This is a genomic window from Pseudomonas sp., from assembly GCF_051660785.1.
Taxonomy (GTDB): domain Bacteria; phylum Pseudomonadota; class Gammaproteobacteria; order Pseudomonadales; family Pseudomonadaceae; genus Aquipseudomonas.
In genome coordinates this window covers 20,361-27,362 of sequence record NZ_JBOFQE010000103.1, presented here as the reverse complement: position 1 = coordinate 27,362, position 7,002 = coordinate 20,361, and the positions used below count along the sequence as shown (strand labels likewise).

Sequence of the window (7,002 nt, the reverse complement as noted above, 5' to 3'; positions counted from 1 at the left end):
CTCGCGATAGCGGTGTGTCATTCAGTGATGATGCTGACTGACACTCCGCTATCGCGAGCAGGCTCACTCCCACAGGGGTTGGGTGTCGAGTGGTTATTGCTGAAGACGGGCCAACGCCTCGCCGCTGCGTTTGAACCAGTCGATCAGGTAGTCCGCCAACACTTGCGTGCGTTTCGGCAGTCCGCCCTGATACGGATGCACCAGGTACATCGGCATGCTCCGCGTCTGATAATCGCGCAGGAGCCAGCGCAAGCGTCCGTCAGCCAATTCCGTTTGCAGCAGGTAAGAAGGCAACCGCGCAATGCCGGCGCCGGCCAGTGCCGCTTTTTTCAGCAGGTTGTAGTGATTGCTGGCAAACGGCCCTGAAACCCGCACCCGCAGCAATTCGTGCTGCTGGTGATAGAGCCATTCTTCGCGGCCACTGTAATGGCTGTTGAGCAGGCAGCGATGCTCGGCCAACGCCCGGGGCGTCTGCGGTTCGCCGTACTGTTCGAGATAGGCCGGGCTGGCGCAGGTCATCTCGTGCCAGGCCAACAGCGGACGCGCGACCAGACGTTGGTCATTGGCCACTTCGGACCGGATGGCCAGGTCAAAACCGTCGCGGGACAAATCACGGTAGCTGTTGCTCAGGTCCAGCTCGATCTGCACTTCGGGGTATTTGCCGGAAAACTCCAGCAACAAGCCATCGAAGAAAGTTTCCCCAAGCGATACCGGAACCGTCATACGCACCGGTCCGGCCATGTCGTCCTTCAACCGTGCCAAGGCCTGACGCGCCTTTTCGACTTGTACGACCAACGCCTGGGCCTGCGGCAACAGCGCCGCGCCTGCCGCCGTCAAACTCAAACGGCGAGTGGTGCGTTGCAGCAGGACGACGGAAAACCGCGTTTCCAGCAGGCTGATGCGCTTGGACAACTGCCCCTTGCTGCAGCCTAATTGCTGCGCCGCCAAGGTGAAACTGCCCGCTTCGATCAACACCGCAAACGCCGCCAGATCGTCCATCTCGCTCATGGATTGTTTCCATTTGAAAACCAAAGGTTGCCTATTAGCGCGCTTATCAACAGAAAAAACCACTCTAGACTGCAACCTCGTTCAACCACTTCGAGGAAACGCACGATGAAAATTCTTTTGATAGGCGCAGGCGGCACCATCGGTTCAGCGGTCGACAAGGATCTGTCCCAACGTCACGAGATCATCCGCATTGGCCGCAACAGCGGCGATTTCAATGTGGATATCAGCGACAGCGCCTCGATCCGCAAGCTGTTTGAGCAAACCGGCAAGTTCGACGCACTGGTCTGCGCCGCCGGCAACGTCACCTTTGCGCCGCTGGATGAAATGAGCGAAGAAAGCTTTGCGCTGGGCCTGAAAGACAAGTTGATGGGTCAGGTCAACTTGCTGTTGATCGGTCGTGAATTCGCCAATGACGGCGCCTCGTTCACCTTCACCACGGGCGTGCTCAGCCACGACCCGATTCGCAGCGGCGCCTCGGCAGCATTGGTCAACGGTGCGCTGGACAGCTTCGTTCGTGCGGCGGCCATCGAACTGCCTCGCGGGTTGCGAGTGAACTCGATCAGCCCGACCGTGCTGGTCGAAGCAATGGGCAGCTACGCGCCGTACTTCCGTGGCTACAAGCCGGTTCCCGCAGCGGATGTGGCATTGGCCTACGCCAAAAGTGTCGAAGGCTTGCAAACAGGCCAGACCTTTCACGTGGGCTGACACACCACAACCTGTAGGAGCCGGCTTGCTGGCGATAGCGGTGTATCAGCCAACATTTCTTTTGAATGTTATTCCGCCATCGCCAGCAAGCCGGCTCCTACAGGCGGGTTAACCTGCCTGCGCGGGGTTGTGATGAACGGTCAGGCTGCGTAACGTGGCGGCACTTGTCTGGAGAGCCAAAGATGCGTGTTGCCCGTTCCTTAGTCCTTGTTGCCCTGCTGCCGTTGTTCGCTGCCTGCAGTTTGCTGGATGGCCCGCGTGAAAGCGCCTCCCACGTGGGTCAGACCCGCCTGCAGGGCCAGTTGATGGCGGCGGACGGCAAATTGCTGTTCCAGCCATGCAATGAGCCGCGCAGTTATGTGGTCAATGACACCGGCGGAACCAGCGTCCTGCAAGAGGCCGCAACCCTCGCCGATGCTCAGGGCAAGCTGTTCGCTGACGTGCGTGGGCGAATCGTCGACAGCCGTCTTGATCTTGAGCAGCTGTACCGCGTCGAACGCGCCGGCGCCGCCTGTGACGATCCCAATTTCAAACTGCTGATCCTGCGCGCCGCCGGCCATGGGCCTGAGTGGAACGTCAAGGTCAGCGGCAAGGGCATGGTCATCGACCGCGCCGGTCAGCCACCCCTTGCCGTGCCGTATGTTGAAGAACAGCTGGGCGATGGCCGTTTCAATCTCAGCACCGAAGCCAATAACCAGCACATCGAACTGTGGGTCGCGCCGCAACGTTGCGTCGACAGCACTACCGGCAGCGTCCAGCACATGAGCGCCGAACTGCGCATCGATGGGCAGGTGCAACGCGGTTGCGGGTATTTCGGCGGCGCGCGTAACGACTGATCGCTTTTGCCTCACGGGAACGGCGTTTGGGGCTTATAATCGCCGCCTTCAAACGCCTTGGCGCAGTTGTGCGCCCCGCGAACCGGATCCTGTCATGTTACGAATCACCGAACTCAAGTTGCCGATCGACCATCCCGATGAAGACCTGCGCCCTGCCATCGTGCAGCGCCTGGGCATCGCCAGCGATGACCTGCTCGATTTCACCTTGTTCAAGCGCAGCTACGATGCGCGCAAAAAGTCCTCTGAACTGTGCTTCATCTACACCATCGACCTCAATGTTCGCGACGAGGCTGCGGTGCTGCACACGTTCGCCGATGACCGTAACGTCAACGTGGCGCCGGATGTCAGCTACAAAGTGGTCGGCCAGGCGCCGGCTGATCTGGAGCAACGTCCTGTCGTCGTGGGTTTCGGTCCGTGCGGGATTTTCGCCGGGCTGCTGCTGGCACAAATGGGCTTCAAGCCGATCATCCTCGAACGCGGCACCGAAGTGCGTCAGCGCACCAAGGACACCTGGGGCCTGTGGCGTAAAAGCGTGCTCAACCCCGAGTCCAACGTGCAATTCGGCGAAGGCGGCGCGGGGACGTTCTCCGACGGCAAGCTCTACAGCCAGATCAAGGACCCGAAATTCATCGGCCGCAAAGTCCTGCACGAATTCGTCAAGGCCGGCGCGCCCGAAGAAATCCTCTACGTCAGCAAACCGCACATCGGTACGTTCCGCCTGACCGGCGTTGTGGAAAACATGCGTGAACAGATTCGCGCGCTGGGTGGCGAAGTACGCTTCCAGCAGCGGGTCACCGACGTGTTGATCGAGGACGGCCAACTGGTCGGCGTCGAGCTCAATGGCGGCGAACGGATTCATTCCAAACACGTGATTCTGGCCTTGGGCCACAGCGCCCGGGACACATTCCGAATGCTCCACGGCCGTGGCGTGTTCATGGAAGCCAAGCCGTTCTCGGTGGGTTTCCGCATCGAACACCCGCAGTCGCTGATCGACCGCGCGCGTCTGGGCAAGTACGCCGGACACCCTAAACTCGGGGCTGCCGACTACAAACTGGTGCACCACGCCAAGAACGGCCGCTCGGTCTACAGCTTCTGCATGTGCCCTGGCGGCACCGTGGTAGCGGCGACGTCCGAGCCGGGCCGCGTGGTCACCAACGGCATGAGCCAATACTCGCGTAACGAGCGCAACGCCAACTCCGGGATCGTCGTCGGCATTACGCCGGAAGTCGATTACCCGGGCGGCCCGCTGGCAGGTATCGAGTTGCAGGAACGCCTGGAATCCCATGCCTATGTGCTGGGCGGCAGCAACTACGAAGCGCCGGCGCAGCTGGTGGGCGATTTCATTGCGGGCAAACCTTCCACCGAGTTGGGCAGCGTTGAACCGTCCTATAAGCCAGGCGTTGCCTTGGGTGATCTGGCGCTGGCGTTGCCGGCGTTTGCCATCGAAGCGATTCGTGAAGCTCTGCCGGCATTCGAGAAGCAGATTCGCGGCTACTCGCTGCATGACGCGGTGTTGACCGGGATCGAGACACGCACCTCGTCGCCGCTGCGGATTACCCGTAACGAGTCGATGCAGAGCCTGAACGTGAAAGGTCTGTTCCCGGCGGGTGAAGGCGCGGGTTATGCAGGCGGGATTCTGTCGGCGGGTGTCGATGGCATTCGGATTGCCGAAGCGGTTGCCCGGGATATCCTCGGCCTCGAGGGATGACGCGCACCTGCTGACACAATGCAAAAACCCTGTGGGAGCGAGCCTGTTCGCGATAGCGGTAGATCAGTCAACATTTCTGTTGAATGTAAGTCTGCTATCGTCGGAACGCCGCCCGGAGCCGGCTCGCTCCCACATTGGGTCTGTGGTGTGTCAGATGTTTGCGCGCAGCACGGTGGCTGGCAACGGCTCACCACGCTCCACACTCCCCGCCACAACATCCATCAACCCACTCAATTCATACCCCTGAGCCTTGAGCCAATCCTGATCGTAATAGCTGGTCTCATACCGCTCGCCGCCATCACACAATATCGCCACAATCGACCCCGACTCCCCCGCCGCCGCCATCTGCCCCGCCGCCATCAAGGCGCCGATCAGGTTGGTCCCGCTCGATCCGCCGACACGCCGTCCCAAGTGCTGCGCCAGGTAATGCATGGCCGCCAGTGACAACGCGTCCGGCACCTTGACCATCGCATCGATTACCTTGGGCAGAAACGACGCCTCGACCCGTGGTCGGCCAATGCCTTCGATCCGCGAACCGTGATCCAGGCGCAGCGTGGCATCGCCCGTTTTGTAGTAATCGAAGAACACCGAACGCTCGGCATCGGCGCACAACACGCGGGTGCAATGCTGGCGATAACGCACGTATCGGCCGAGGGTCGCAGTGGTGCCGCCAGTGCCAGGGCTGGAGATCAGCCAGCTCGGTTCCGGATGCCGCTCGAAACGCATTTGCTGGAAGATCGACTCGGCGATGTTGTTGTTCGCCCGCCAGTCGGTGGCGCGTTCGGCGTAGGTGAACTGGTCGATGAAATGCCCGTCATGTTCGCGGGCCAGACGCTCGGATTCGGCGTAGATCTGCGTCGGATCGTCGACCAGATGACTCTTTCCGCCGTAGAAAGCGATCTGCGCGATTTTCTCTTTGGACGTGGTCGCTGGCATTACCGCAATGAACGGCAACCCCAGCAACCTGGCGAAGTAGGCCTCGGAAATCGCCGTCGAACCACTGGACGCTTCAATCACCGGAGCGCCAGGTTTGAGCCAGCCGTTACACAAGGCATAAAGGAACAACGATCGCGCCAGTCGGTGCTTGAGGCTGCCGGTGGGATGGCTGGACTCATCCTTGAAATACAACTCGATGCCCGGGAAACCCGGGAGCGGCAAGGGGATCAGGTGGGTGTCGGCGCTGCGCTGGAAGTCGGCTTCGATGATCCGGATGGCTTCGCTGGCCCACTGTCGGTTGTCGCTCATGATGGTTTTCTCGATGAATCGGGCAAGAGTCGGCCTTGTCGCAAGGCTCAGGCAATAAGCTTAGGAAAAATCCCACGTTACGCACAGATACAGCTGAGGCCCAATACGTCCGGCAACTGCTAGGCTCAGGACCGTGCCACCCCCTTCGCGCTGCAATGGCATATAACAAAAAAGAATATAACTTTTGTTTTAACAACTAACGGTACGGGTTAGGGTGTGCCACCTTTTTGATTATTCGATGGAGAGCGACCTTGCCTCTGCGTAGCACTTTCACGCGTTTCTTTCAGTTGGAAGCTGCCAGCGGTCTGTTATTGATCGCCGCGGCAGCCCTGGCTTTGATCATCAACAACTCGCCGTTGTCGTGGCTGTACAGTAGTTTCCTGGAAACGCCAGTGGTGACGCAGGTCGGTGCACTGCAAATCGCCAAACCGGCGCTGCTGTGGATCAACGACGGCCTGATGGCCCTGTTCTTCCTGCTGATCGGCCTGGAAGTGAAGCGCGAAGTCCTCGACGGGCAACTGTCGAAACCTTCGCAGATCGTCCTGCCCGGCGCAGCAGCGATTGGCGGCATGGTGGTTCCGGCGCTGCTCTACTGGTTTTTGAATCGTGACAACCCGGCCGCCCTGAGTGGCTGGGCCATCCCGATGGCCACCGACATCGCCTTCGCCCTCGGCGTCCTCGCCCTGCTGGGCAAGCGCGTGCCGGTGTCGCTGAAACTGTTCCTGATGACCCTCGCGATCATCGACGACCTCGGCGCCATCATCGTCATTGCGATCTTCTATTCCGGCACGCTGTCGACGCTTTCCCTGGCATTGGCCGCATCCTGCATCGTCGCGCTGATCGCGATGAACCGGCTCGGCGTGGTCAAGCTCGGGCCGTACATGATCATCGGGTTGATCCTCTGGGTCTGCGTGCTCAAGAGCGGTGTCCACGCCACACTGGCAGGTGTGACCCTGGCGTTCTGCATTCCATTGCGCACGAAAAACGCCGAGCCATCGCCGCTGCTGACCCTCGAACACGCCCTGCATCCCTGGGTGGCCTACGGCATCCTGCCGCTGTTCGCCTTCGCCAACGCCGGCCTGTCCCTGAGTGGCGTAACTATGGAAAGCTTCACCCACGATGTGCCGATGGGCATCGCCGTTGGCCTGCTGTTGGGCAAGACACTCGGTGTGTTCGGTCTGACCTGGCTGGCCGTGAAAATCGGCATCGCCGCCCTGCCCCAAGGCGCCAACTGGGGCCAGGTGCTGGGTGTGGCGATCCTCTGCGGGATCGGCTTCACCATGAGCCTGTTTGTCGGCTCCCTGGCCTTCGAGCCGGGTGTCAGCGAATACGCCGGCATGGACCGCATGGGCATTCTGACCGGTTCGATTCTGGCGGCATTGATCGGTTATGCGGTGACGGCGGCAGCGAGCCGCAAGCGCACCGCGCTGCAATCCTGAGCGATAGAGAACACTCTTAACGATCTTCAGGATTCGTCCTACAGCCACGTTTGACCTTGTT

General features: G+C 60.5%; 6 protein-coding genes. 4 read left to right on the top strand and 2 right to left on the bottom strand.

Features of this window, described 5'->3' with window-relative positions; genetic code table 11:
* Positions 1-93: 93 nt before the first annotated feature.
* Positions 94-1,008, bottom strand: a complete 915-nt coding sequence (locus ACRC4F_RS29185; protein WP_438662413.1) for a LysR family transcriptional regulator — start codon at positions 1,006-1,008, stop codon at positions 94-96.
* Between the two features lie 105 nt (positions 1,009-1,113).
* Here ACRC4F_RS29185 and ACRC4F_RS29180 point away from each other — a divergent pair, with 105 nt between their 5' ends.
* The 3 genes from ACRC4F_RS29180 (at position 1,114) to ACRC4F_RS29170 (ending at position 4,257) form a co-directional block, all read left to right on the top strand.
* On the top strand, positions 1,114-1,713 hold the full coding sequence (locus ACRC4F_RS29180) for a short chain dehydrogenase (protein WP_438662412.1): 600 nt from the start codon (positions 1,114-1,116) through the stop codon (positions 1,711-1,713).
* 182 nt (positions 1,714-1,895) lie between these two features.
* Positions 1,896-2,549, top strand: coding sequence for a COG3650 family protein (locus ACRC4F_RS29175; protein WP_438662411.1), 654 nt, complete (start codon positions 1,896-1,898; stop codon positions 2,547-2,549).
* A 94-nt stretch (positions 2,550-2,643) separates the two neighbouring features.
* Positions 2,644-4,257, top strand: a complete 1,614-nt coding sequence (locus tag ACRC4F_RS29170; RefSeq protein WP_438662410.1) for an NAD(P)/FAD-dependent oxidoreductase — start codon at positions 2,644-2,646, stop codon at positions 4,255-4,257.
* Between the two features lie 150 nt (positions 4,258-4,407).
* Here ACRC4F_RS29170 and ACRC4F_RS29165 read toward each other — a convergent pair whose 3' ends face one another.
* A complete protein-coding gene (locus tag ACRC4F_RS29165) occupies positions 4,408-5,505 on the bottom strand; it encodes a PLP-dependent cysteine synthase family protein (protein ID WP_438662415.1) in 1,098 nt (365 codons plus the stop codon).
* Positions 5,506-5,753: 248 nt separating this feature from the next.
* On the opposite strand from ACRC4F_RS29165, the gene nhaA reads away from it, so the two are divergent.
* Positions 5,754-6,941 (top strand): Na+/H+ antiporter NhaA, encoded by a 1,188-nt coding sequence (gene nhaA, locus ACRC4F_RS29160; protein ID WP_438662409.1) that lies wholly within the window; start codon positions 5,754-5,756, stop codon positions 6,939-6,941.
* The last annotated feature ends 61 nt before the right edge of the window (positions 6,942-7,002 follow it).